At 47.8% G+C, this 26,804-nt stretch carries 21 protein-coding genes; 12 read left to right on the forward strand and 9 right to left on the reverse strand.

Annotated elements, in window-relative coordinates; genetic code table 11:
• The first annotated feature begins 162 nt into the window (after positions 1 to 162).
• Positions 163 to 360, forward strand: a complete 198-nt coding sequence (locus JGK39_RS10185) for an NblA/ycf18 family protein (RefSeq protein WP_006635253.1) — start codon at positions 163 to 165, stop codon at positions 358 to 360.
• Positions 361 to 1,099: 739 nt separating this feature from the next.
• Here JGK39_RS10185 and JGK39_RS10190 read toward each other — a convergent pair.
• The 8 genes from JGK39_RS10190 to JGK39_RS10225 form a co-directional block, all read right to left on the reverse strand.
• Positions 1,100 to 1,549, reverse strand: coding sequence for a hypothetical protein (locus tag JGK39_RS10190; RefSeq protein ID WP_293248054.1), 450 nt, complete (start codon positions 1,547 to 1,549; stop codon positions 1,100 to 1,102).
• Between the two features lie 80 nt (positions 1,550 to 1,629).
• A complete protein-coding gene (locus tag JGK39_RS10195; protein ID WP_293248057.1) occupies positions 1,630 to 2,850 on the reverse strand; it encodes an anhydro-N-acetylmuramic acid kinase in 1,221 nt (406 codons plus the stop codon).
• 125 nt (positions 2,851 to 2,975) lie between these two features.
• Positions 2,976 to 3,707: a PP2C family serine/threonine-protein phosphatase gene (locus JGK39_RS10200; RefSeq protein WP_293248060.1), complete on the reverse strand. Its 732-nt coding sequence runs from the start codon at positions 3,705 to 3,707 to the stop codon at positions 2,976 to 2,978.
• A 581-nt stretch (positions 3,708 to 4,288) separates the two neighbouring features.
• Positions 4,289 to 6,055, reverse strand: coding sequence for an AarF/ABC1/UbiB kinase family protein (locus JGK39_RS10205; RefSeq protein WP_293248063.1), 1,767 nt, complete (start codon positions 6,053 to 6,055; stop codon positions 4,289 to 4,291).
• A 149-nt stretch (positions 6,056 to 6,204) separates the two neighbouring features.
• Positions 6,205 to 6,543: a DUF6825 family protein gene (locus JGK39_RS10210; RefSeq protein ID WP_293248066.1), complete on the reverse strand. Its 339-nt coding sequence runs from the start codon at positions 6,541 to 6,543 to the stop codon at positions 6,205 to 6,207.
• 483 nt (positions 6,544 to 7,026) lie between these two features.
• On the reverse strand, positions 7,027 to 8,610 hold the full coding sequence (locus JGK39_RS10215; RefSeq protein ID WP_293248069.1) for a serine/threonine-protein kinase: 1,584 nt from the start codon (positions 8,608 to 8,610) through the stop codon (positions 7,027 to 7,029).
• Positions 8,611 to 9,200: 590 nt separating this feature from the next.
• Positions 9,201 to 9,656, reverse strand: a complete 456-nt coding sequence (locus JGK39_RS10220; protein WP_293295481.1) for a DUF2127 domain-containing protein — start codon at positions 9,654 to 9,656, stop codon at positions 9,201 to 9,203.
• 296 nt (positions 9,657 to 9,952) lie between these two features.
• Complete coding sequence (locus tag JGK39_RS10225; protein ID WP_293253058.1) at positions 9,953 to 12,913, reverse strand: CBS domain-containing protein; 2,961 nt, start codon at positions 12,911 to 12,913, stop codon at positions 9,953 to 9,955.
• A gap of 939 nt (positions 12,914 to 13,852) precedes the next feature.
• Between JGK39_RS10225 and psbZ the strand changes: the two genes are divergently transcribed.
• The 11 genes from psbZ (at position 13,853) to JGK39_RS10280 (ending at position 25,568) form a co-directional block, all read left to right on the forward strand.
• Positions 13,853 to 14,044, forward strand: a complete 192-nt coding sequence (gene psbZ / locus JGK39_RS10230) for a photosystem II reaction center protein PsbZ (protein WP_293253055.1) — start codon at positions 13,853 to 13,855, stop codon at positions 14,042 to 14,044.
• A gap of 230 nt (positions 14,045 to 14,274) precedes the next feature.
• Positions 14,275 to 14,862 (forward strand): 6,7-dimethyl-8-ribityllumazine synthase, encoded by a 588-nt coding sequence (gene ribH, locus JGK39_RS10235; protein WP_293253052.1) that lies wholly within the window; start codon positions 14,275 to 14,277, stop codon positions 14,860 to 14,862.
• A 521-nt stretch (positions 14,863 to 15,383) separates the two neighbouring features.
• A complete protein-coding gene (locus tag JGK39_RS10240) occupies positions 15,384 to 16,622 on the forward strand; it encodes a sedoheptulose 7-phosphate cyclase (RefSeq protein WP_293253048.1) in 1,239 nt (412 codons plus the stop codon).
• Between the two features lie 2 nt (positions 16,623 to 16,624).
• The gene (locus JGK39_RS10245) at positions 16,625 to 16,852 is read left to right on the forward strand and encodes a hypothetical protein (protein WP_293253046.1); all 228 of its coding nucleotides are present in this window, start codon (positions 16,625 to 16,627) and stop codon (positions 16,850 to 16,852) included.
• A 108-nt stretch (positions 16,853 to 16,960) separates the two neighbouring features.
• A complete protein-coding gene (locus tag JGK39_RS10250; RefSeq protein WP_293253043.1) occupies positions 16,961 to 17,413 on the forward strand; it encodes a hypothetical protein in 453 nt (150 codons plus the stop codon).
• Positions 17,343 to 18,065 (forward strand): RNA-guided endonuclease TnpB family protein, encoded by a 723-nt coding sequence (locus tag JGK39_RS10255; RefSeq protein ID WP_293295472.1) that lies wholly within the window; start codon positions 17,343 to 17,345, stop codon positions 18,063 to 18,065. The genes JGK39_RS10250 and JGK39_RS10255 overlap by 71 nt, the downstream gene beginning before the upstream one ends.
• Positions 18,066 to 18,407: 342 nt before the next feature.
• Entirely contained in the window at positions 18,408 to 19,799 is a 1,392-nt protein-coding gene (locus JGK39_RS10260; protein ID WP_293253037.1) for an ATP-grasp domain-containing protein, read from the forward strand.
• A 2-nt stretch (positions 19,800 to 19,801) separates the two neighbouring features.
• Positions 19,802 to 20,842 carry a D-alanine--D-alanine ligase gene (locus JGK39_RS10265; protein ID WP_293295474.1) on the forward strand — a complete coding sequence of 347 codons (1,041 nt, stop codon included), beginning with the start codon at positions 19,802 to 19,804 and terminating at the stop codon, positions 20,840 to 20,842.
• Between the two features lie 104 nt (positions 20,843 to 20,946).
• The gene (locus JGK39_RS10270; RefSeq protein WP_293253031.1) at positions 20,947 to 21,582 is read left to right on the forward strand and encodes a Uma2 family endonuclease; all 636 of its coding nucleotides are present in this window, start codon (positions 20,947 to 20,949) and stop codon (positions 21,580 to 21,582) included.
• Positions 21,583 to 21,723: 141 nt separating this feature from the next.
• The gene (gene rimO, locus JGK39_RS10275; RefSeq protein WP_293253029.1) at positions 21,724 to 23,046 is read left to right on the forward strand and encodes a 30S ribosomal protein S12 methylthiotransferase RimO; all 1,323 of its coding nucleotides are present in this window, start codon (positions 21,724 to 21,726) and stop codon (positions 23,044 to 23,046) included.
• Between the two features lie 1,052 nt (positions 23,047 to 24,098).
• Positions 24,099 to 25,568, forward strand: a complete 1,470-nt coding sequence (locus tag JGK39_RS10280) for a DEAD/DEAH box helicase (RefSeq protein WP_293253026.1) — start codon at positions 24,099 to 24,101, stop codon at positions 25,566 to 25,568.
• Positions 25,569 to 25,949: 381 nt separating this feature from the next.
• On the opposite strand, the gene JGK39_RS10285 is transcribed toward JGK39_RS10280, so the two are convergent.
• A complete protein-coding gene (locus tag JGK39_RS10285; RefSeq protein WP_293253023.1) occupies positions 25,950 to 26,495 on the reverse strand; it encodes a hypothetical protein in 546 nt (181 codons plus the stop codon).
• Positions 26,496 to 26,804: the final 309 nt, after the last annotated feature.

Here is a 26,804-nt window from a genome sequence, read left to right on the forward strand (position 1 = left end):
AAATTATTGTTACCTTTTGTAATATACTAAAGCGAGATAGGCTTGCGGGACATCCTGAAACCAACAGCCGATCGCTGAAGCAACTTACAGAAACAACTTACAAATCTGGTTAATCCAGGTTTCACTGTCAAGTCACCTTTACTTATAGAGGAGTCTTTCGTCATGAGCCAACCAGCAGAATTGTCTTTGGAGCAGCAATTTAGCCTGTGTTCCTTCAAAACACAGGTAAGTGACATGAGCCGCGAGCAAGCTCAGGAGTTTTTGGTCAAACTTTACGAGCAAATGATGTTGCGCGAAACCATGTACCGCCATTTTCTCAAACACCATTGGGGATTAGAACCCAATCCAGGAGTTGAATAGCTCAGAGTCGCAGTCGGCGACCTCCGTCTCTTACTCTGTTCCCTCAGGCGGAAAGGAGTTGGGGGTGATGGGGCGTCACTCGAACGTACAAAGCAAGAATATCCTCAGAGTTCGACACTGATATACGGAGGAATTTAAAGGTTAGAGGCATTTGGTAGAAACAATTTTTACCGACCTATGGAGAACTCATCCTCTGGTCTGACAAACTCGTACTGTATTGTCTTTTGATTCTACTAAAAGTTGGGATCGAGTCTCGGCAATAGTCCGATCGACCTCGCAGCACAAAGCAACAATAATTTATCACTCCGCCTCTCAAAAATCATAAATCTTTCGACAATATCTATATTTTTTTATACAATAAATTACAGCCACAGATTCGGAGATCGGAGACCATCAATCGATCGTATGTAATTGCTAGAAATGCCAATTGTTTGATATGGCGAGCTTAACACTTCACTACAGCTATTAATCTCCTCTAAAGTCTCTCAAGTTGCAGCCGATCGGTTTGAGCAAGCCTTGAGCAAGTCGAACATCATATCATGTCCCATCGATTGAGCCCAATAAGTAGGGTTTGTAGTGCGGACTTCAGTCCGCATTCAGGGAGCGGACTGAAGTCCGCACTACAAACCGTTTTTGTGGTCATCAACCGGGCATGAGATCGCAAGGCGAGCTCCGACTAGCAAAACCTTTAATTTTCTACTCAAGTCCCATAACTGACAACTTGTAACTCTAGAAAGAGTTATTCCGACTGACGTTCCAGAGTTGCCTCCATCGTACTCGTCAAGTAATGACCGGACATGATGCCGCTAGATTGGTAGTAGCGGTTGTCATCAACGCGGTGGAGGGTATCAAAACCCGTCCGCCGCTGGCGTTCGTCTCCCAGTACCCAGTAACGCTGGACGATCGACTGAGGAGCAATCCAACCTTCGCCCTCGACTCGGCCGAGTTCGCTGTGTTGGAGTACAAAAGTATACTGCCGCTCATCGTTGTTGAGGTGTCCTCGGTACTGCAAAATAATCTCTTCGCGATCGCCTCCTGGAAACACGAGCTTCGTCACCATACTGAACCAATCTGTTCGGTTCCAGCTCACTAAAGTTTTGCCTTTCACCGTAATTGGCACGCCATTGCGCTCAATCCAACTTCCTTCGAGCGTCCATTGGCCAGATTCCATTAAAAACGTGTGAGCCACAGTGCTGTTCCTATGCTTTTCCTGCTGGCTACAATGCTGGTGCAACAACGCACAGCCGTTGTCCCTCAGACTCTATGCTATCATGCCCAACTGTGCCAACAAGAGTTAATTTCTCCTAACAGAACCGGTGCACAAGCACCAGTAACTTGAGGCAGATTGCCGGGAATACCCCGAACCCGCCAGGCGGCTAAAACCGCGAAAGCGATCGCCTCTTTAAAATCTACACTCAAGCCTGCCTCAGAAGTAGTCAACACTTGCACTGGATGCAATTGTGCTTGCAATCGGCGTTTTAAGTAGAGATTGTGGCTGCCGCCCCCGCACAATAAAACTCGATCGGGCATCTGCGGCAAAAAAGTTTGGTAACTGTGAACGATCGAAGCAACAGTCAGTTCCGTCAAAGTAGCCAGCACATCACCAGGACTGAGGTTGTAAGCTTGAGCCTCGACCAAACAACGGTTAAAATAGTCTACACCAAATAACTCTCGCCCTGTAGATTTGGGCGGTGCTTGGATAAAAAAATCTTGCTGCAGCCAATTCTCTACTAAAGCTTGACAGGGAGTGCCGCTTGCCGCCCAAGCTCCACCTTCGTCACAAGTTTTAGTTCCGTCAGAGAAGTGCTGCACTGCCAAGTCTAAGAGCGAATTTGCAGGCCCGGTATCCCAACCCAAGATACCTTCGCCCAGATGAGAAACCGCAGACTTGTCAGCCAATTCTTCATCTTTCCTGGCAGGAAGATAAGTAAAATTGCCAATTCCACCGAGATTTTGGATGCAGAGGTTGCGGTTGGGTTCGGCCAGCAGGCAAGCATCAACTATGGGGACTAAGGGTGCTCCTTGACCACCTGCTGCAATGTCTGCCGATCGAAAATTGCTCACAGTAGTAATGCCTGTCAATTGAGCGATGAGCGCGCCCCGCCCGAGTTGCAAGCTGTAACCCATGTCTGAACCAGGAGTGGGTGGAGCAGAAAAATTGCTCTGTTCCGTATTCCCTGGCGGTCGGTGGTAGACGGTTTGACCGTGAGAGCCGATTAATTCTGCTTTATCATATCCTGCTTGAATTGTCAAGGCTGCGACCGCAAATTCTTGGGCGATCGCATCATCTAATTCGGCGAGTTCTGCCACGGACAGCGCTGAGCCGCTGCAAACCGATAGAATTTGCGATCGCAAAGTAGCAGGATAAGGGAAAGTCTTGCCGGCAACCAACTGCACTTTCAAGTCTGTTTGAGAACCGACCACATCCACCAAAGCAGCATCAATGCCATCCACCGACGTGCCGCTGATCAAACCGATAACGCGAACCATTCGATTTTAGATTTTAGATTTTAGATTTTAGATTTTATGATTGGGAGATTGGGAGATTGAGAGATTGGGAGATTGGGAGATTTTGGGATTTGGATATTTTTAGGTGCGCTCATCGCGCGAGGAGATTATTTGAGGTCGATCGTGACGATCACCACAGTAATATTGTCCCGTCCCCCTTTATCCTTAGCCGCTTCAATCAAAGCAGTTGCAGCGCCCTCGCAGGCGCGAATCGACTTCAGAGGCGAAGCAATCAAAGGATCGGAAAGTTCCTCAGTCAAGCCGTCGCTGCACAGCAACAAGCGATCCCCGGGCTTTACATCCACCGGCAGAATATCTATCTCCTGCAAATCATCGCGGCCCAAACACTGGGACAAAACGTGACGCCAAGGATGACTGCGAGCCTGATCCGGAGTCAGGGCCTTTCTTTTAACAGCCTGAGCCACCCAAGTCTGGTCTTCAGTAATCTGATCCAAGTGAGATCCGTGCAGCCGGTACAAGCGAGAGTCCCCGATATTAGCGCACCATGGTCTGCCCTCATCCCTAAATATCAGAACCACAGCCGTAGTCCCCATATCAGCACGCTCGGGATGTTCGAGCTGATCGGTCAAAATTGCTTGATTGGCAATTAACAAAGCCTGGGACAACAACAGGGGAGAATCTTCTGGCCCTTCCCAATGTTCGAGCAAATAAGATTGAATCGCCCCAGTCGCAATCCGACTGGCTTCTTGACCTCCCGCGTGTCCTCCCATGCCGTCGGCCACTATGAAAAATCGCCCGTCAGGGTCTATGTAGTACGAATCCTGATTTACGGAACGAACTAGCCCTGTGTCTGTTTTACCTGCGAAAGAGCGTTTCATAGATTGGGTGATTGGACTCATCGAACTTCTAAAGTAGATACAACTCGGGCAACTTTGTATACCGACTATTCTCAAAATTTGAAGGAAACTTAAAATTGCTGCTGATATTTTTAACTACATCTCAGAGAGCAGAGATATCTTATCAAACATCATTAGCCAAGTCGCTAATCAAGGTGTTATCCCCAATTGCCACGATCGAATTTTCGCGACTCTGAGTGAAATCTCTCTTGATTTCCTATTGGTAGGATAGACATTTAAAGTTCAAAAAACTACCAATTTTTATCGGAACTTTCCCGCCTTTTGTGCAGGTATTTGAAGTGTATTCCTCAGTTATTCTGGTCTCAGTTATTCTTAGCATTTTGTCACCCTAGCGGTGACATAAATGTTTTAAGGTTAGAGAAAACTTAGAGAATGCCTAGGTCATTATTGCACGAGCCGTTTGTTAAATTTTCAAAATCTCTGGTCAGCAATGCAAAACTTAACATTCGATCGGGACTTTTCGCGGTACGAGTATTTAAAGTATAGTCCGGTCGATCGACTATTCGGGTCGATCGACCGAACTGCGGATTTATGGGAATCTGTTACGACATCCGATCCAAACGATCGATCCGCCTGAACAAACGCAACAGAGCAAACCCAGCACCAGCAGCTAGCAAAGCTACAGCGACAGCCGGCCAGACTTGATTGCTGACAAACAAAATTGTTGCCGACAAAGTAAAAGCACTCATCATCAAAGTATAATTCGTGCCCATTTGAACGTTGCTCATGCGGCGCATCAACCGCTCAGCTTCGGCCGAACGGACGCGAATCCGCAAATCTCCCTGTTCGAGTTTATCAATAGTCTCCTCAATCCGGCGGGGCAAAGCTAGGGCAGTCGAACTCACCTGAGCCGCCTGACGGCCTAGTTCGTTAAAAATGCTGCCCGTTGCATCAGTGCCATTTCCATTAGTCATAAGCTGCATGGCAAAAGGTTGTGCCACCTCCATAAAGTTAAACTCGGGATCTAAGCCTCGGCCCACCCCTTCAATCGTCGAAAAAGCTCGCATTACAAAAGTAAAAGTAGCTGGGAAGCGAAAAGGTTGGTTGTAGGTAATATCGTAAAGGTCGTCGGTAATCGCGCTCACCGACTGCTCTTCAAAAGGCTTGTCCATGAAGTTATCCAGCATATACTGGATGCTGCGGCGCACCGGACTCATATCGCCCGTGGGAACCAAAGCGCCCAACTCGATCAGAGAATCCATAATCCGCTGTCCGTCCTTGGAAGCAATGCCGTAGAGAGTCTCCATCAGTCCTTGGCGAACGTTGGACTGGATTTGACCCATCATGCCGAAATCGTAGAAAATCAGGGCTCCGTCAGCACTCACAGCGATATTGCCGGGGTGTGGGTCAGCGTGGAAAAAGCCATCGTTGAGCAACTGCCGCAAATAAGCTTTGGCGCCTAACTGAGCGATTAATTTGCGATCGATCCCGGCGGCTTCGAGAGCTTCGTAATGGCTGATTTTAATCCCCGGCAGGTATTCCAAAGTCAGCACTCGCGGAGCCGCGTAGCGCCAATAAACTCGCGGCACCCGCACCCAGTCGCAGCTACTAAAATTGCGGCGAAAAGTATCAGCATTGCGGCCTTCATGGAGATAGTCAATTTCCAGCCACAGAATGCGACAGCATTCCTCATAAATCCCCATCCAATCTCGGCCGCGGCCCCACTTAGGATGGTTTTGAAAATAGCGAGCAATGCCCTTGAGAATTTGCAAATCTATTTCAAACAGCTTCCGCAGTCCAGGGCGTTGCACTTTTACTACAACTTCTTGGCCCGAGTGCAGTTGAGCTTTGTGTACCTGGCCCAAACTGGCAGCGGCCAGGGGCACGGGATCGAAGCTGCGGTAGAGTTCCTCAACAGTCTTGCCCAAATCTTGCTCGACAATTACCTCTAACTGTTCGTAGCTGAAAGCAGGGACTTTATCTTGCAGCTTAGAAAGTTCCTCGACAAACTCTGCCGGGAACAAGTCGGCGCGGGTGGAAAATAATTGTCCGACTTTAATGAAAGTCGGCCCCAAATCCAATAGTGTTTCTCGAACCCAGATAGCTTGAAAGCGGCGTCTAGCAACTTTCTTTTCTTCAGTTACGCCTCCCCAGTAGCTCCAGTTTTTGCTGTCGAACCACAGCGAAGCCAACCAGAGCAAGACAAAGGCCCAAATGTCGAAGAAGCGCCGCTGGCGGGAATATTTTTCGCGATTCCAGCGATAAGCTTTACTTTTGTATGATTTACCAGCAGTTTTTGGCTCATCGGCGTCGCTAGTACGCTTGGGGGAGCGCTGGCGATTAACAGAGTCATCAAGGAGAGCAGACACTTGGGTTCCCAAATTGCTTATTTTATGTTGTTGCTTTGATTGCGGGTAGGAAGGAGCGCAGGAGCGCATTGCTTTGCGCTCGTCGCTCGCAATCAGTAGTTGTTGCGATCGTCACTAGCAAAGCTATCGTCCGCTGGAATCGCCCTTTGTTAAGGCAAACTGCTGCGGTAGCGCTGCAATTCGGAGCGCACGAGGGCGACTTCGGCGCGCAGCTCGTCGATCGTTACTTGCAAGTCTGCGGGATGGATGTCTTGAATGGTAGTAGTGCTGGTGGTTGCAGTACCTGTTCTGGTCTGCATCGCCTCATCGGCTGCTCGGTTAGCCCGTTCCACAACTCGATCTGTGAACTGGCGCAGGCGTTCTCTTTGTTCGGCGTCAAATTTGCCGAGTTCGGATAAAGCGTTGGTTGCTGCGCTTTCTAATTGCTCGTACAGTGCTTCGGCAACTGCTCTGCCTACAAAAAAGGCATGAACTGGGGGTTTACTCATAAAAAAATCTCTGTACGCTTCCGCAACGAATTATAACTTGCTTATCCTCGATGGCGCTTCCAAAGAAAGGAAGTTTGCCCGAATCGACGCACGGCCCTGGCTTGCACCGAAAAAAACAACTGTTTGCACGGAGGGCGATCGCATCTCGGCACCGGGCAGGGCAACTCGCTGCATTCTCAGATCTGGTGTTACTAACAGATTTCTCAAGCTTAGTAGCATTGCCAGAACTAATGCGCGACCTCACACAACCTAGCCGCCGTGCCTCAATATTAACATGATTTCCCACAAAATATCAAATATTTATACATTTTTATGGACAGAAATTCGGAGTGCTTAGGAAATAGGAAATATTCAATAAATTCAGGCAGAAGCTATTGGTATTTTGTGAGTCGATCCCAGGTTGTGCGAAATTGTCAGTGGTTCGGGAGGGGGTTATTCAATCCACACTCGATTCGTTCGCCATTTTAAGCAACAAAAAGAATACTAATTTGTCGCAGGTTCAGTCCAAGGCACTGTCGGTTCTGGCACGGGGGGCGACGAGTAAGGTGCGATCGAACTATCGGCATTGCTGCCGCTTTGGCTTGGTATGGGCGGTTCGATCGACGATCCTACAGCCGGCGACGGTACTGTCGGCGCGGATTCTTCCTGTGGGAATGTTTCAGAACTATTGGCAGCAGACGGGGCGGGGGTGGGTACGGGAGGGGAGTATCTGCGGGGTTCGGGTGGCAGGGGTGGAACTTCTGGTACGGGTGCGGATGCTGCTTCCGGTGCTGGCTGGATTTCGGTTTTAGGTTCTGGAATGGGGGACTCAAAAGCCTGCGCTTCGGGATCGGAAGTTGGGGATGCAGAAGGTTCTGGTTCAGGATCTGGGGCGGGAGTCTCCGGGCTTGGGGAGGCAGAAGGTTCGGCGCTAGCTGTTGAGTTGTCGATCGCTTCCGATATACTGCTGTCTGACGTGGGTTTGGGCTGTTTGTTGAGTTGGGGTGGAGGGAAAGGGCTGCTTTCGACAGATGGCTGCCCGAACATGGGCCCTGACAAATCGCGGGATTTGAGCAAATCTTCCAGAGATGGGAAGGATTGAGTTGTGGATCTGTTGTTGCTGGCACTGATGCTGTTGTAGCGCCAGGCCAAGTCAAAACCCATCCAGCCTGCAATAGCAGCCGTGACGACAAACGCCAGGAAAGTCAATTGTGGGGGAGGAGGTGCGGGCAATCGCAGACTTTGCTTGTTTGTTCTGTCTGCGGATAGTCGCTCTGTTTCTTGCTGCAGCATAGTAAGCCAATTTTCCACTGTCTGGGGGCGTTTCTGGGGGTCGGTTTCGAGTCCCTGAAGGATTGCTCGCTCGATGCCGGGGCTGAGGTTGGGCTGAAATTGCCGCAAAGAAGCCAGGGGAATGCGATCGCGCAGGGGTGCTGCTACGGGTGCTACGCCACAGAGCAAGTAGTATAGGGTGGCGGCGATCGCGTAAACATCTGTAGCCGGCGTACATTTACCGTCATAGAGGTATTGTTCGATCGGCGCGTATCCTGGGGAGAGCAAGTTAGTGTGAGTTTGTTTCCTCCCGGCGGTAAAGTCGCGAGCAATACCGAAGTCTATCAACATTACTAGATGAGAATCGGCTCGCCGGATCGTATTTTCTGGATTGATGTCTCCGTGTAGCAATCCGCTGTGGTGAACTGTACTTACCGCTGAGGCTATTTGCCGAATGTAGTGCAGTGCCTGGGCGAATGGTAGAGGGCGATCGGTTTCGACTATTTGGGCGAGAGTTTGGCCCGGAATGTAGTCCATGACGATAAAAGACTGTCCGGCTTCTTCAAAAAAGTCAATTACCCTGACGATGTTTGAATGCTGGCATCGAGACAGGCGCTGGGCTTCGGCAATAAACTGCTGCTGAAACTGGGCCGAGGCTGGGTGTTGGCGCAGACTTTCGTTGAGGGTTTTGAGTACGACGGTTTGGTTTAATTGGGTGTGGGTAGCTCGGTAAGTGATGCCGAACCCTCCTCTACCTAAAGTCTCGTTAATTGTGTATTTGCCCTGTTGCAGGACTGTTGCTGGCGCTAAGTTCATCTTTAGTTGATGCCGGTTCCCAAACTATGCTACCGCCTTTGGGTTGTTTAGCTTTCTTTAGGCCTGATGTTCGATCGGCGATCGGTGCCTTAGTTATCGGTTTCGCTCTGCCCGGTCATCTTTGCCTCTGGCGGTTATTTTATCTGTAGCAGGCGTCTTAAAACTTAACACAATATTTTGCCAATAAAAATCCCGCTCTTTTGGAACGGGAAAGCCATCAGGGTGCATCTATATGATTATCACTATAACTCATGGGGGGGTATCACCCCTCTTCGGTTTACCAAATCTTTACGATTCGCAGCTTTATGTAAATATTTAGGTTTTTATTTGACTTATAAGCCATCTTGCGATCGAGAGGATGACGCTATGTCGAGTTTGAGCTTGAGGAAATAAAACAACTGGTGATTTTGATGCGTGTTGGGAGGAAATTAGACTTATTGCATAAATCTTTGATTGATTCTTCAACCGCCGATCGACGCCGATCGACGCAGATTCATTTCCTGATTGGAAAGCTTGGGAATGCAATGCAAGTCTATGGAAGATGGTGACACGGATCGAATCAAGTGAGTTTCCTCTGAATCATGTGAACTTTAATCTTTCTTACCGTGCTTCGGCAAATGGTGCAGCAAATACCAAAACACCGCTATATTTGCGATAAAAACCGCCAGCTTAAGTACGGTAAAACCATGAAATAACTCATATATTTCGGGCGGAATACTGATGCCTACCAGCGCTAAAACCAAAATAGTTGCCCAGCCTTTTTCGTACCACAAACCAACTGCTTCAACAGCAGTTAAAGCGGCGTAAAGTCCTGCGGCAAGTCCACTAAACAGTAATGTTTTAGGCTTGATACTTAGAACTTTATCTAGTAAAAGCTCAACAAGTTTTAATTTACTTTCTAAGAAGTACGATTCTGAAAAATCCTCCAATGCTTGATAATTTTTCAGTGCCAAAAGCAAAGCGAGCGAAGTTACTGTCAAGAGGGCAGCCACAAAACTTTTGTAAAGGACAATTGCGATCAAACCAGGAGGGCGCTGTTTTTTCACGTGAATTCTCGGAATATTGATAATGTGCGATCGCAAGAGTGAAGGAAGTTCGGCAACGGATTTTTTAACGGATTTAACCGATGAAGTAAGAAAGTTCGGCAACGATAAATGTAGGGAATTTAACGGATAGTAAAAGTTGAGTAGGATGTGCCAGCAATTATAGGAATTACGCACAGGTGGTCAGAAACCGGGTTTTTTAGGAGAATACGGCGTCACAGCGCGCAGATTTGCGAAAAAACCCGGTTTCTTTGGTCGCAGTGCGTACAAAAAATAACCCGCTGCTAACACACACCATACTAAGATTGAGGATAGCGTTGTGCTAAGAAAGAGATCGCACTAGCCCGATCGCCCAAATCGCCATTCAACGCAGCCGCCAACAAATCATCCAACATCAGTTTAAACCCAGGCCCGGGCTTGTAACCCAAAGCCTTCAAGTCATTGCCGTTTAAAGGCGGCTCAACATTAGCCCACTTTGTGAGGTATTGCCAAATCTGGCGGCGGGCGCTTCGGGGACTTTGGAGGGCGATCGCAATTAACAGCGGCACCTCATAATTCCGCAACAGAAATACCAACTGACTGGGTGATTTACACTTCGGCAAATTCTCTGCTAATTCCTGATTTCCAGCTTCCAAATGTTCCAGCCGTTTAATGCTGTCAGCAGGTAACTGAAGATTTGCAGCCACCTTAACCCGATATTCCGGTGCTAAATAAGCGATCGAAACTTCCAGCCGCATCAGCCAATCAGGAATATTGATAATTGGGAATTGGGAATTGGGCATTGGGAATTGGGCATTGGGAATTGGGCATTGGGCATCGGGCATTAGGAATTGGGCATTGGGAATAGTTTGTTCCTTCTTCCTTCTTCCTTCTTCCTTCTTTCCTCTTCCTTCTTCCTTCTTCCGACTTCCCTCTTCCTTCTTCCGACTTCCCTCGGATTTCTTCCTTCCATTCAAACATCGATCGAGCAAACGCAGCCGCCGCCATAACTCCCGATCCAACTCCAAAGTAGGATGAATGCAGCGCAAAGCCTGCAAATCTCCCAGCATTTCCAAAGCAACCTGCCAATAAGGAGCTTGCAAAATGTACTTCAATTCACTTTTGAGGCGAGTTTCCAAAGCCGGAGCTCGGCCGTTTTCCCCCTGAATGCGGTAATAAATCCCGCTTTCCAAAGCGTGGCGGATGTATCCTTCAGTCTGCGACTCTATTGAAAATCCCAGCCGCACCGCAAACCGCACCGCCCGATAAATTCGCGTCGGATCTTCGATAAAACTGTTAGCGTGCAAAACTCGAATTTGCCGCGATTCCAAATCTTGCAAACCGCCAAAAAAATCCAACAATTCGCCGCTGCGCGGAAAACCCAACCGCACAGCCAGCGCATTAATTGTAAAATCCCTGCGGTACAAATCTTGGCGGATCGAACTCGCTTCAACTTCAGGATTTGCCGCCGGATAAGGATAAAATTCAGTACGAGCCGTAGCGATATCCAGCCACAGCGAGCCGAAAGCAGAGTCTTTGTGCCACAATAGGGCGGCGGTTTGAAATTGACCGTGAATGTCTAAACGCGAGTTGGGGTAAAGCTTTTGCAGGGCTGAGGCTAATTCGACTCCAGCGCCGGAATCGTCGGTACCGCAGTTGCCATCGACTACCAAATCAATATCTGCGATCGCCAGTTTATCATCCGTCGCTAACAGTAAATCCCGCACTGCTCCACCGACAATATAAAGTTGCCAGCCGCGCTGTTGTGCTATGTTGGCCGCGATCGACAATAATTGCCATAATTCGCTACTAATGCCCGATCGCAACAACTGCTCAACCGACTCAGATACAGGATAATTAGACAACTCAGCATTACTTCCACTATCGCGCGCTTTTTGCTGGTGCAATTCCCGCAACACGTCAGTGCGAGTCACAATTCCCACGAGTTGGCCGTTTTCCAATACTGGCAAACGCCCGATATCGTATGTCACCATTAAAGCTTCAATTTCTGGCAGCAAGGTATCCGGGGCGATCGTTTTTAGCTGCGGAGTCATGTAACCCTTAACTGGGGCGTGACTGAAACCGTGGTGGAGGGCGATGTCAATGTCACGGCGCGAGATAATTCCCGCCAGTCGTAGCTTGCGGGGCGGGACGCCATCGCCCGCATCGACCACTGACAGCCCCGAATGTCCGTAGCGCAGGAGGATACGGTGAGCCTCTCCGACGGAGGTTTCCGGGCGAATGCTCCGCACTGGAGAGGACATTAACTCGCGGGCTGTCGGAGGGTGGGGAATTTGAGTTTTGAGTTCCTCCGCTAATTCATTTAAAGTTAGCAGCGGATCGACATCTCGTACAGCTACGGAAGCGGCGCGGGCGTGGCCTCCACCGCCGAGGGGTTTGAACAATTCGCTGAGGTTTGTGCCTTCAATGCGCGATCGACCGATAATAGCTAAGCGGTTGGAAACTGCGGATTCAGCGATGTTGCGGTTGTCGTTTTCGCTAAATTTATAGACATTGCCTAAAAGTAGAGCATCGCTTTCAGTTAAATCCAGCAAGCGAGAAGCTAGGGCCGAAAGTCCGGGCACGTAGGCTTCAGTGGATAGCAGCACCCAAGCTACTGTATAACCGTGCAAGGTTTCCGATCGCAAATTATTCAGCGCTTCCTTGAGCAAATCCTGCAATTGCGGAGACAAACCGGGTTCTACATATTCAGAGATTACCCGCAAACTGGCTCCTTGTTCCATCAACCACGCCAAAGCCATTGCATCTCGCGCAGTTGCGCCCTCAAAGGTGAGGGAACCTGTATCGACATGGATTCCGAGGGCCATAACTGTGGCTTCAGAAGGCTGCAGGCTGGATGTTGTATCGCCGTTTTCGGCTGCATTTTGGAGTTTTTCGCGGAGTTTTTCGACAATTAATGTGGTGGTTGCGCCGACTGCTTCGATTTGTGTCACCGTGGCGGGGATGTCTAAATCGGCTTGGAGATGGTGGTCAAAAACCGCTATTTCGTTGAGTTGTGGCAAATCCAGCCATTCTGCGGCTTTTCCCAGTCGATCGCGCCCCGAGGCATCTACTATAGTAATCGATCGAATTTGTTGCGGATTGACCGATCGGCGTTCGATCAGCGGGTACTCGTCGCGGTGCAGCGCCAAAAAATCCCGTACCGTCGGGTGAGATCCGCCAGTCAGCACGATTCTGCTACCGGGGCGCAGCACGCATAGTCCCACCGCCGCGCCCAAGGCGTCAAAATCTGCTGTTGTGTGGCACAAAACTAAGTCCATAACCGAAAATCCCGCATCTCTCACTCCCAGATTAGCAATTTCTGGGGCTTTGATACCGGAGCGGGCGATCGGGCTGTAACAGGACTTACGCATGGGGCTAGAAACCGGGTTCAGGTAAAAAATTTGCGGCGAAGAACCAGAAATCTAGGAATCAACCCGGTTTCCGAGGTTTAATGCGACCTCGACTGCTTAACTCAGCCTTCAGCCTGTCTCGAACCCAGTGTTCTGTCATCAGTAAATTTGGGTAGAAACCCCGTCCTTTTAGGACGGCTTTACGGGTATAATTTCAGTGGTCAATGACCCACCCGTGACGATGGAGGCATAAACCCGCGTCTCCAAAGCTTGCAACAATTGCAACGGGGAAGAAAAATCGGTAGACCGGGAAAAGAGGACAGGGCAATGGGCAGTCCACCCCTAGAATCAAACAACAAAGATTTTTGTTGGTATTCGACACATAAAACCGCTTTCTCTTGCGGGGTTAGTCTGTGGAGCGAGCATAAGACCAAATCTCCTTGAGGGTCGAGGCTGCTGCGATCGAAGCAGAAACCTAAGTTGTGAGGCTTAGGAATCACCGTCCGCGACGGTCGGTGAGTATGTGAAGTAGCGAACAATGATAAAATTGATGCAAATCTCAAGAGCCGCTGGCGCCTGTTCGCGCAACGCCCGAATTTGCACAGTCTCTTTCGTATCAATCAACCGACAATTTCTGGATTACTATCGGGATACTGTCAGTCGATTTGAGATTTGAGATTTTAGAGTTACTCCACAGCTCGATCTGGGAGATGCAACTTTGGTCTAAAATTTTGAAATCTCCACGACGTAAGTCGGGGAATTCAACCGGTTTTTGAGCGAACCAAAAACTCTCACCTGGAATGTTTCTCTAGGTTAGGACAAACTATTTCTCATCCACAACGCACGGTTATATCGAAAGGAGAAAAGATGTTATCAATTCTGTTTCAATTGGTTTTACTAGCTTTGGTACTGCTGTCTTTTGTAATGGTGGTTGGCGTGCCAGTTGCTTATGCCTCTCCCCAAAACTGGAATCAGTCTAAATCGCTAATTTTTGCTGGTTCTGGTCTCTGGTTTTTGCTTGTTATTGCAGTGGGTGTATTGAACTTTTTGGTAGTTTAAATTTTCCCAGCCCGACCGCAGGTAGAAAGTAGAAGGTAGAAGGTAGAAGGTAGAAGGTAGAAAGCATTTGTAGGTAACTGGAAGGCCCTCGACCTGAAAACGTACCAGCCCGAATATTTCTAGATAGCAGACTGTAGGTTTTTCCAAGTGAAATCCCGAGGAGATGTTTCTGCTTTCTAAATTTTGCCTTCTTGCAAAAAAATAAATGCTAAAATCTAAAATAGAACACTATGACTGTTTTCGAGGGAACTTTTACTCAAACTGAATCTCTCCGGTTTGCAATTGTCATCGGTCGTTTTAACGATTTGATTGTCAACAAACTTTTGGAAGGATGTCAAGATTGTTTGAAGCGCCACGGGGTTGATATCAATCCTCAGGGAAATCAAGTTGATTTTTATTGGGTTCCCGGATGTTTTGAGATTCCTTTGGTGGCCCGCAAAGCTGCTCTTTCTGGTCGCTACGATGCGGTAATTTGTCTGGGTGCGGTAATTCGGGGTCAAACTCCGCATTTTGATTTTGTAGCTGGTGAGGTTTCTAAAGGAATTGCTGCGGCTGCTTTTCAAACTGGTGTACCGGTGATTTTTGGGGTGGTGACGACTGATACGATGCAGCAAGCTTTGGAAAGGGCGGGAATTAAAAGCAATTTGGGCTGGAATTATGCGATGAGTGCTTTGGAAATGGGCACTTTGATGCGTCAAGTTAATGGTTTGGGCGTAAACTCTTACGGTCAATTAGCTAGTGGGTCTGCTGGTCAAGTGCTGTCGGGCGAAGTAAATCTGGCTATAGCCCCGGATGTATCGTCAGATCGAATACTGTAATTTCTACAAAGCATATTTTGCCAACAATGGCCACAATTCCCAATTCAGATTTTGACAAGTGGCAGCATTTGATTCACTTCCTGTTCAGGAACACACATACCTTCTCAAAGACCGATTCAGGAACACACATACCTTCTCAAAGACCGAGATCCTCCTAAACTTTTGAAAAATGTGGAATTGCTAGATTATCGTCTATTCCCCAAGAGGTATTATCGAATTTTGGTGTTGAATAAGGTTGAATAAATATCTGAAATCCGTTATGTTAACTTAGGTGTAAGTATTGAGGTTATCTAAACTCGATCCCCTAGCACGGATTTCAGTCTAAATGCTGTACGATAAGTATTTAACCTCTTCTTAATAAACAGCTCTGAAAACAACTTTCTAGGTTAATTGTTGAGATAATATAAAAGGATAATTTTGTCAAGAGAGTGCCTAGAAAGCTTTTCTGCAAAAGGATTGAGAGTTTTGAAGGTCGGCCGGATACTTACAGTTACTTATCAACATGAAAGTGGAAAAACCTTATGGGTGACATTCAAGCAACATTTACAGCTACCGATCGAGCTTTTCAGATTGAGGGGTACGAAAAAATAGATTTCAGCTTGCTATACGTAGATGGTGCTTTCAAGCTTGAGAATCCTGAGATTGCCGATAGTTACCGCCAATTTGGTCGCTGTTTAATGGTTGTAGATGAAACAGTCTACGGTCTGTACGGTGCACAGATGCATCATTATTTCAAGCATCACCAGATAGATTTAACAGTCTTTCAGGTTAATATCAAGGAACCTGATAAGACGTTAAAAACGTTTGAAAGCATCATAGATGCCTTCGTTGATTTCGGACTCGTGCGGAAGGAGCCTGTTTTGGTAGTCGGTGGTGGATTGACGACAGACGTAGCTGGTTATGCCTGCTCGTCTTATCGCCGTCGGACTAACTACATTCGCGTACCCACAACCTTAATTGGCTTAATTGATGCCAGTGTGGCGATCAAAGTAGCTGTGAACCACGGTAAGCTGAAAAACCGCCTCGGTGCTTACCACGCTTCGCAGAAAGTAATTTTAGATTTCTCTTTCCTGAAAACTCTGCCGATCGACCAAATACGAAATGGGATGGCAGAGTTAATTAAGATCGCCGTAGTAGGTAACACAGAAATCTTTGAGTTGTTAGAAAACTACGGCGAAGCATTGCTGCACACCCATTTTGGTTATGTAGACGGCACATCGGAACTTCAAGAAGTGGCACATCGGCTCACTTACAAGGGGATTGAGTCGATGCTGGCCTTAGAAGTACCAAACCTACACGAGCTAGATTTGGATCGGGTGATTGCCTACGGTCACACTTGGAGTCCGACGCTGGAACTAACGCCGGAAATTCCGATGTTCCACGGCCACAGTGTCGCCATCGATATGGCTTTTTCGGCGACTATTGCTGGGCAGCGGGGCTACATTTCGATCGCCGATCGCGATCGGATCTTAGGGTTAATGAGCCGCCTCGGACTAGCAATTGATAGCCCTTATCTCACATCAGAACTGCTCTGGAAAGCGACAACATCGATCAGTCGTACCCGTGATGGTCTTCAACGTGCTGCGGCTCCCCGCCCCATTGGTGAATGCTTTTTCATGAATGATTTGACTCGAGGTGAGCTGGATAAAGCCCTACTGGTTCATCGAGAAATCTGTCAGGACTATCCGCGCCGCGGCGATGGGGAAGATATGTACGTGGGGTCAGGCAGAGCTGGAAATCTTTCCACATCTGGGGTTTGACCGTGAGACCCGTTACCGCTGTCGGGATTTTAGCCTCTTTACTCGAAAGTCTCGCCGAGCAATTGGCAAAAATCGATAATCTCGATCGAGCATTCTCGGCCCAATTACAACAAGCCGAAGAGTTGGCAAATAATCTCGATCCGTACCTGGATCTTTGTACCGCGCCGGAATCTCCTGCCTTAGCCGCGTTAGTGAAGCGCACTCAATCAGAAGACTGGAGTTGGACATAGCGTGCCAAATAGTTTACTAAACTTGTCCACAGTTAATTACCGAGAGGGGGTTTAACCATGTTTGCCGTCAAGCGAGCGCTAAAATTGAATAATAGGGAAGCAACCTTGATGGCAAAGCACGCAGGATTTCGGCCTGTAGTATTTAACATGGGTTTGAGCTTGCGAGTCCAAATGTACGGTGCAGGTGAGTTTTCAGACTCAAAGGTCATCAACTACGTCAAGAAAGTTCTTACCAATCACGTCAAGAAACAACCTGAATGCGCTTGGATGAACCAGTTGTCTTCTCGTGTTTACCAAAACGCTTTGATTGACTTGAAAGAAGCGTTCAGTCGGTATCGCTTGGGAAAAGCCGCCCATCCAAAATTTGCCAGCCGCCGAGACGGGCAATCATTCACGGTTGATTCTTCTAATGGAAAAGTTCTACTAAAATCTGGCAACAGCATCAAGATTCCTACTTTGGGGACTTTTCGGCTTCACGAGCCACTGCCGCATGGGTTTGTATCTCAAACTTTTACCATTTCAAAAGAAGGAAATCGCTGGGAGAGTTTCTTTTTGTGTTGATGCCCAAGGTTTGCCAGTCCAACAACCTGAAGGTTCTGTAGGAATTGACGTAGGTGTTAAATCTTTTGTCACCCTATCAAACTCTCAAGTATTTGATGCGCCAAAACCTCTAAAGCAAGCGAAAACCAAGCTGGCGCGGTTGCAGGGAAAGGCTCATCGGCAAATAAAAGGCTCAAACAACCAGCGCAAAACTTACAGCAAGCTCCGCAGGCTCGCGCGGACGATAGCCTGCATTCGTAAAGACTTCCTTCACAAGTTGACAACTTATTTGGCTAAAACTTTCAAGCTAATTAAGATTGAAGACTTGAATGTTAGAGGCTGGCTGGCAAATCACAAGTTAGCTCGGGCAATATCTGACTTAGGTTTTTACGAATTCAGGCGACAGCTAGAGTACAAGTGCAAAATGTATGGAGCGAGCTTAGTGCTGATAGATCGATGGTTTCCCAGTTCTAAGATTTGTGCCAGTTGCGGGCATAAAAAAGATATGCCTTTAGCCGAAAGGATTTATAATTGTCCGGCTTGCGGCGTGTTGATAGACAGCGATTTAAATGCCAGGCAAGAATATTTTAAATTGGGAACCCAAGGCTATTGGGGGATAGCCTGCTTATCTTGGGATGGCCGACCACCCAACAGCGCAGGAAGTGAGTTCTGAATTTTGGCTAAAGATGGCTTTAGTTAAGTTTGGGTAAGTTTTACGAAGCAGTAAGCGATTCTCTGACGGCGAGAGATGGATTGACTTTAATTCGGCGCGTTTAGTAGAACAAAACTTAGGCGTCAAAACCAAAAAAACCGGGTTTTTTGCCCAGGCGGGCTGTAACGAAGTCCGATGTCAAAAAACCCGGTTTTTAACCACCCGTGCGTCATATCAAATCCGCGCTTCCAGAAGGCATGATTCATCTCTCTGTTCTGGAGACTCTGCGCCGGCTTCGCTTCAACAGCGGTTTAATGATTCAAAAACCACCGCTTTCTTAGAGTATTTACTTAGTAAAAAATTATGATCGAAACAGTTTCAACAGCAGCGATGCCATCTGAACAGGAAACAAAGGCGCCTTCTAAGAGCTTCCAAGCAGTCAAAACCATAGCAACCTTAATTTTGCTGCTATTGGTACTGCCCCTGAATCTCGCTTTAACAGCGATCGCCCTACTGAGATCCATCATCATCAAACCGTTTCAGTCTCGAACGATCGCGGACTCTCCCCAAACGATTTTGGTCGGCGGCGGCAAGAGGACCAAAGCATTACAGCTAGCCCGATCGTTCCATAAGGCCGGTCATCGGGTAATTTTGGTAGAAACCCACAAATACTGGCTGACAGGTCATCGTTACTCTTGGGCAGTCGATCGCTTTTACACAGTACCAAATCCCCAGACAGAGGAATACGCTCATGCACTCTTAAAAATTGTCCAACAAGAGAAAGTTGATGTTTTCGTTCCTGTCAGTAGCGCAGGCGGAAGTTACTACGATGCCAAAGCCAAAAGCGTACTTTCTCCTCACTGTACGGTAATGCAGCTAGATCTCGAAACTCTGGAACGTTTGGATAATAAATATGAGTTGGCAAAAGCCGCCGAAGCGTTGGGGCTGCGAGTTCCGAAGTCCTACCGGATTACTAATCCGCAGCAAGTAATCGACTTTGATTTTACTGATGCACAGCGTCCATATATTATCAAAAGTATTCCCTACGATTCTATTCGCAGGTTAAACCTGACGAAGTTACCCTGTGCAACTAAGGCAGAAACTGCCGCGTTTGTCAAATCTTTACCAATTTCGGAGAGTACACCTTGGATTATGCAAGAGTATATTCCAGGGCAAGAATACTGCACTCACAGTACAGTTCGTAATGGTCATCTTCAGTTGCATTGTTGTTGCAAATCGTCGGCGTTTCAGATAAATTACCAGCATGTCGATCGCCCGGATATCGAAAAGTGGATTCGTCAGTTTGCCAAAAGTCTCAATCTAACTGGACAAGTTTCCTTTGATTTCATGGAGGCGGCGGATGATGGAGAGATTTACGCGATCGAATGCAACCCGCGCACCCATTCAGCCATTACGGTGTTTTACGACCATCCCGATGTGGCAAAAGCTTATTTGGAAACCGACCCTTTACCACAGACAGTGCAGCCTTTGGCATCTAGTCGCCCGACTTACTGGATTTACCATGAAATTTGGCGATTGGTGACTCATTTGTGGTCGCCCAAGCTAGTTTATGAGCGGTTACAAATTATCGCTCAAGGCAAAGATGCCATCTTCGAGTGGGACGATCCGCTGCCGTTTTTGATGGTGCATCATTGGCACATTCCCTTGTTGTTATGGGGAGATTTACAGAAGCCGAATGAGTGGATTCGGATTGATTTTAATATTGGCGAACTTGTGGAAATAGGGGGAGAGTGAGTATGTCATTATTGCGGGTTTTGCATCTAGTCGGCTCGGCAGTTAGCGATTTTTACTGTAATTTATCGCGGCTTTTTGCCGAAAATTGTCTGAAAAATACTGCTAATTCAGCACTTTATGAATTTCATATTGCCTATATTTCTCCCGATGGTCAATGGCGTTTTCCCACATCTCTCGATGAAGGTGCGATCGCAGCCGCTAATCCCATGTCTCTAGCGGGCGCTGTACAGGTGCTGACAGAGCTAAAGATTGACGTAATGGTACCGCAGATGTTTTGCATCCCCGGCATGACTCAATACCGCAGCTTGTTCGATATGCTGAGTATTCCTTATGTTGGTAATACGGCAGAGTTGATGGCGCTGGTAGCTGATAAAGCGAAGACTAAGGCAGTAGTAGCAGCCGCTGGAGTAAGGGTGCCGCAGGGAGAAGTTGTCCGGGCGGGGGGCGATCGACCTGAGATTGATTTGCCGATCGTCCTCAAGCCGCTCTATGGTGATAATTCCATTGGAGTGACTTTGGTTAAAAATGCTGCTGACTATGATGCGGCTTTGCAGACAGTATTGACTCATTCAGATGAGATTCTAGTAGAAAAATTCATTGAATTGGGTAGAGAAGTTCGCTGTGGGATTATTGTCCAAGCGGGCTCGCTAGTCTGCTTGCCGCTGCAAGAGTATCCTGTAGATCCTGATACCCAACCGATTCGGAGTTATGCCGACAAGCTCAAACAAAATGACGATGGTAGCTTGGATTGTTCCACTAAAAATAGTACCAAGCCGTGGGCAGTTGATAAGAGCGATCCGATTACGGAGAGAGTTTGGGCCCAGGCCAGAAAATGCCACATCGCTTTGGGCTGTCGCCACTACAGTTTATTTGATTTTCGCATCGACCCCGATGGACAACCTTGGTTCTTAGAAGCGGGGCTGTTCTGTTCTTTTGCCGAAATAAGCGTGCTTTCGGCTATGGCCAAAGCATCAGGAATTTCTCTGGATACTTTTTTTGAAAGTATGCTGCAAAATGCCTTACCTGAAATCCCAAATAAATAAGTTATAACAATTCCGTTGTCAAGTCCTTGTGCTATTTTAGCACAAGGACTTGTGTAATCTTTGAGCTTTTCGCATACTAATCGCTAGACAGAGGAAACCACAACATGATCCAAACCATATCCAAAACAATCACGTTTGATGAGTTCGTTGCTTGGTATCCAGAGAACTCTGTCCATAAGTACGAACTACATAATGGAGTAATTGTTGAAATGCCTTTAGGAACCGGCGACCATTCGGAAGTTACGGGTTTTATATCCAGTGAAATCAATTTTGAAATCAGGCGACTGCAATTGCCTTACTCAATTCCAGGTGACTGTCTGCTCAAGCCCGTCCGTGACGAAGCAGGTTATCAGCCCGACGTAATTGTCCTAGATAGAACCGCACTTGTCAACGAGCCACGCTGGAAAAAAGAATCCATCATCACGAAGGGGTCTTCGGTACGACTGGCTCTAGAGGCCGTCAGTACGAACTGGCAAGATGATTACCTGGTTAAAGTAGCTGATTATGAAAGATTGGGTATCTCGGAATATTGGGTTGTGGATTATGCTGCTTTGGGCGGCAGACGCTTCATTGGCAATCCGAAACAACCTACTATCTCGGTTTACCAGTTGGTTGACGGGGAATATCAAATCAGCCAGTTTCGGGGAGATGACACAGTTGAGTCGCTGGCGTTCCCAGAGTTGAGGTTGACTGCTGAGCAGATTTTTCGAGCAGGTCTGCCTCTAGCCGAGCCGAGATAGAACGAATGCGACGATCGGGTATCAAAAGGATATCAAATGGAGTACAAGCTGTTCAGAGATTTTACCTACACATTGCAACTTGTCAAATTGTGTGATACTATAAAACGTTCTTAGAAATAGCGCAACAGCAAATATTACTGCATGGCAACGAAGCCAACGATCGCATTTACGCACCTGGGCTGCGAAAAAAATCGCATCGATACCGAACACATGATCGGCTTGCTGGCTCAAGCGGGCTATCAAGTCGATTCTAATGAAGAATTAGCCGATTATGTTGTAGTCAATACTTGCAGTTTTATCCAAGCTGCGCGAGAAGAGTCAGTCCGCACCTTGGTAGAATTGGCGGAAGCTAATAAAAAAGTAGTCATCACTGGCTGCATGGCACAGCATTTTCAACAGGAATTGCTGGATGAATTGCCGGAAGCAGTCGCAATTGTCGGCACGGGCGACTATCATAAAATCGTCGATGTGATGCAGCAGGTGGAAAAGGGCGATCGAGTTTCCCTCGTCTCGAAGGAACCTACTTACATCGCTGACGAAACTACTCCCCGCTACCGCACGACATCCGAAGGTGTGGCCTATCTGCGGATAGCAGAAGGCTGCGACTACCGCTGTGCATTTTGCATTATCCCGCACTTGCGCGGAAATCAACGATCGCGGACGATCGAATCAATTGTCGCCGAAGCTAAGCAATTAGCTGCCGAAGGTGTCAAAGAAATTATCTTAATTTCCCAAATTACCACTAACTACGGCAAAGATATCTACGGCGAACCGAAGCTAGCCGAACTGCTTCGGGCTTTGGGTAAAGTAGATGTGCCTTGGATTCGGATGCACTACGCCTATCCTACAGGTTTGACTCCCCAAGTTGTGGCGGCAATCTGCGAAACGCCCAACGTTTTGCCCTATTTGGATTTACCCCTGCAACATTCGCACCCAGAAATTCTGCGGGCGATGAACCGGCCTTTTCAAGCTGGAATTAATGATGCGATAGTCGATCGGCTCAAAGCAGCAATTCCGGGCGCCGTGATGCGGACAACTTTTATTGTCGGCTTCCCCGGCGAAACAGACGAACACGCAGCACACTTGCTGGAATTTGTCAAGCGCCACGAATTCGATCACGTTGGAGTTTTCGTATTTTCGCCCGAAGAAGGCACCCCAGCCTTCAATTTGCCCCAGCAAATACCAGCAGAAATAATGGAAATGCGGCGCAATGCGGTAATGGCAGCACAACAACCTATATCATTGAAAAAGAATCAAGAGTCTGTCGGTCAGGTAGTTGATGTCCTGATAGAACAAGAACAGCCAGAGACAGGCGAGTTGATTGGTAGATCCGCCCGATTTTCCCCAGAAGTAGATGGACTCGTCTATGTGACAGGAGAAGCGCGGCTGGGGTCGATCGTACCTGTAAAGATTACGAGTTCAGATGTCTACGACCTCTACGGTAAAGTCGATTTTAGACTTTAGATTTTGGATTTTAGATTAAAGAATTGACTTGCAGCGCAGTGAATCTGGGATCTGGAATTTTAGTCTAAAACTTTGGGATCGACTCTGAGGCTCGTTTCGGAAAGCAAGTATCCGTCTGTGAGCGGGTAAAATCTAAGTGTTGCTGCAAATGTCGTCTGAGGCGGTGTCGCGAAAAAAACCGGACACCAGCCAAAAATGATTAGCAGATTGTGCAAGAAAAGTAACCATTTGTGCAAGATTGTGCAAAGATATGTAGAAAAGGGGCTGTAAACTTTTTTACCCCCTCTGGTGGCAATCGACCCGCCCCGTCGGGGTGCGGTTATCTCTACAGAACGATCGGAGAATTTTAACGAATTTAATGTTTTGTTTCTGAATGTAAAGAGTTATGATGATAACAAGCCAGAAATAAGCGGGGAAAATTTGAGATTGCTTCGCTGTCCGCCCTACACCACAACGGTATCCCGAAAGAGTGTTGAGATGGATAGGCGGTAACGGTAGTCCAAAAACGGATAAAAGCCACCGACGCCAGGAGTGGAGAGATTGAAAATTTTAGACGCTAGTTAAGACCCCCCAGATTCATCTGTGGAGTAAATCTAAAATCTAAAATCTAAAATCTAAAATCGACTGACGGTCGCTACATACCCTGTTGAATCCCGCAGGCGACGGATTGCGGGATAGCGCCTGAACTAACAAAACTCTAACTACTATATAGGTAGTAAAGTGGGGCTGGTCATCATCCTCACTATAAAATGCCGGCGTAGGGAAAGCTTGCAAGTACCTCAAAGGAAGTCCAATGTACTGTTTGAAGAATGTTGGAAGCCGATCGCCCCACCGCTCGCGGTTGGTATCGGTGATGTCAGAAAATCAAAGACGGCTGTCGAATCGGTAAATTAGTCACCATCGACGGAGCTGCCCTATACTCGATTGCTATTTAAAAAGGTGCGCGCAGGCGCAGCACCATACAGAACTCATAATGAGTTCCTGCCGCCGAGCAGAAATCCGCATCCGAGTTGGGCAACTTAGAAGGCTAAGACTCGTTATTAGGAGCATTAATGAATTTATTGTTTGAAGGCTTGGGTCTTTCCGAAGAACTCGTTCTCCATCTGGAAACACTCGGCTTTACAGAACCTACTCCCATCCAAGTACAAGCCATTCCTCACCTGCTAGCAGGTCGCGATGTTGTGGGTCAAGCCCAAACAGGAACGGGCAAAACGGCAGCATTCTCGTTGCCCATCTTGGAGCGGATTGATTTAGATGTAACTGCGGTGCAAGCATTGGTGCTGACGCCGACTCGCGAATTGGCGATGCAGGTAACTGAAGCTATCCGCGATTTGAGCGGCATCAGCAACGACGGCCCGGTAAAAATTGGTCGCTCTCTGCAAGTTCTGACGGTTTACGGCGGTCAATCGATCGATCGCCAAATGCAGCGTTTGAAGCGCGGCGTTCACGTGGTTGTCGGCACACCCGGACGCATATTGGATATGCTCAGCCGCGGCAGCCTGAAACTAGACAAGGTACAATGGCTGGTTTTGGACGAAGCTGACGAAATGCTGAGCATGGGCTTTATCCAAGATGTGGAAAGAATCTTGGATGCTGCACCAAAAGAACGTCAAACGGCATTTTTCTCGGCGACGATGGAACCTTCCATTCGGAAATTGGTAGCGCGGCATTTGCACAACCCAGTCAACGTCACCGTAGAACAGCCAAAAGCAACGCCGAAGCGCATCAGCCAAGGTGTGTACATGATTCCCCGCGGCTGGTCGAAGGCAAGAGCTTTGCAGCCAATCCTAGAAATGGAAGACCCAGAATCTGCACTGATTTTTGTGCGGACTCGGCAGTCGGCGGCGGAACTTACCAGTCAACTGCAAGCAGCAGGTCACAGCGTTGACGAGTATCACGGTAATTTGAATCAGGCACAGCGGGAACGCTTGCTGTCTCGGTTCCGCCAATGTCAAGTCCGCTGGGTAGTGGCGACTGATATTGCGGCTCGGGGTTTGGATGTGGATCACTTGACTCACGTTATTAACTACGATTTGCCCGATAGCGTGGAAAGCTACGTTCACCGGATCGGACGCACGGGCCGGGCCGGCCGCGAAGGAACTGCGATCACGCTGATTCAACCGGTCGATCGCCGCAAATTGCGCTTGATTGAACGCCACGTGCGATCGAGCTTGACGGTACGCAACATTCCGACACGGGCGCAGATTGAAGCACGTCAGTTGGAAAAGATGCAGGGTAAGGTTCGCGAAGCTTTGGCTGGCGAACGGATGGCATCTTTCTTGCCTCTGGTGTCTCAGTTGTCTGAGGAATACGACTCCCACGCGATCGCGGCTGCTGCTTTGCAAATGGCCTTCGATCAAAGCCGTCCGGCTTGGATGGGCGCGGATTACGCTCAACAAGAAGATCCCCCGATTGGAGAAAACAGCGTCAAGCCAATCTTGATCAAGAAGCGGGCTAAGACTGGCGCGCCGACTAATTCTGTCGGTTCGAGCGTTCCTGCTCCCGTTCCCCAGAACAGCTAATTAGTAGGGTGCGCGCTGCGCGCCTTATTTCTCTGGTAGGGTGCGCATTGCGCACCTTATTTTTTTATGTGTGGAATTAATCTATAGGTACGTAGTTGCGCTTCAGCGCTCTTTGATATATATCAAGCAATACGGTTCACTTAATACAGTCCATGGGGAAAAACAATGTGACAATATGTGTGGAATTAATCTATAGGTACGTAGTTGCGCTTCAGCGCTCTTTGATACATATAAAGAGCGCTGAAGCGCAACTACGTACCTTGACTGCACGTGATGCTCAATACTTGTTTTGAGCAAACCTGAAAATCCTCTGAAGCAAGAAGGACTGAAGTCCTGACTGCGAACCTGTAGGCGGGGATTTTTGGACTGTTGTTTAATATTTTAGTTGAGCTGCGTGCCGACAATAATTTTTTGCACGCGATCGCCCTTAAGTTCCAAAACCAAATTAGAAGCCTTTTGGTCGTTGCTGTAAGTCAACTTAGTGACTCCACCCTGCACGGATTGCGACCCGTAACTGTAAGTTTTAATAACTTTTTGGGTTTTATCTCCTACCTTGACACCATTAATTGTTACGTACTTGGGATTGGTAGTAGAAATTAAATAAACTTTGCCATTCCATGCTGCTACCGTCAATTTTGAGTAGGTTAGCGTGCGAATCTTGCCACCCATAGCCTTGCTACCCGGTTTAGTTTCATCGCCCTGCGGTTTTCCCAACTTGCGTTTTGCCTCTTCTACAGACATCCCCAAACGAACTGGGCCAATCCCCAAGCGCGCATAGTCGATCGCCGCCGGCTTTTGTGTGGCGTTCAACATACTTTCTAGGGCGACAACAGTTTGATTCATACCCACAACAGGGCGAATTAAAGCAGCAAATCCGAAGCTCGAAATTGCGATATTCAGCATGATGCCAGCGACGGCTGTTGTCACAAACAATCTTACCATTTTTTTATACCTTTATTTTGCAGTTGATTCCTGCAATACCCCGTTATATCCGGATAAATACTAATGATTGCGGGCAAATACAATTCCCACGCCAAACACCCAAACTCCGCCTGCGAGGACTAAAGCAGTAAGGATATTCATCCCCAAAAATATAACATAGAGAAACCCGGTTTCTGCAGGGGGCGTACCCCCGTGTCCGCTTTTATTCGGTGTTTCTGAATACCAACGCCATTTTACGTTTAATTAGGGCGACTACTTAATCACCAGAATGGGTGTGATATCCTAACAAAAGCC

Source organism: Microcoleus sp. PH2017_12_PCY_D_A, from assembly GCF_020738565.1.
GTDB lineage: Bacteria > Cyanobacteriota > Cyanobacteriia > Cyanobacteriales > Microcoleaceae > Microcoleus.